At 70.7% G+C, this 266-nt stretch carries 1 pseudogene; it reads right to left on the bottom strand.

The window, feature by feature from the left end:
• Positions 1–266: pseudogene (gene glgA, locus PU683_RS22215) on the bottom strand (glycogen synthase GlgA); the annotation flags it as partial.

Here is a 266-nt window from a genome sequence, read left to right as displayed (position 1 = left end):
ACCGTGTCGGCAAGACCGCCCGTGTGCGCGACGATCGGCACGCAGCCATAAGCGAGGCCGTACAGCTGGGTCAGCCCGCACGGTTCGAAGCGCGACGGGATCAGGATGGCGTCGGCGCCGCCCTGCAACAGATGCGAGAGCGGCTCGTCATAGCCGATCTGCACGCCGATCCGGCCGGGATAGCGTGCGGCGGCGGCTAGGAACGCCGCCTCGAGATGCGCGTCGCCCGATCCGAGTAGCGCCAGCCGTCCGCCGAGCGCGACGAG

This window comes from Candidatus Kosakonia sp. 282A-S69 (assembly GCF_029433855.1).
Classification (GTDB): Bacteria; Pseudomonadota; Gammaproteobacteria; order Enterobacterales; family Enterobacteriaceae; genus Kosakonia; species Kosakonia cowanii_A.
The sequence above is the reverse complement of the archived record's forward strand: the minus strand, read 5'-3'. Positions and strand labels throughout refer to the sequence as shown.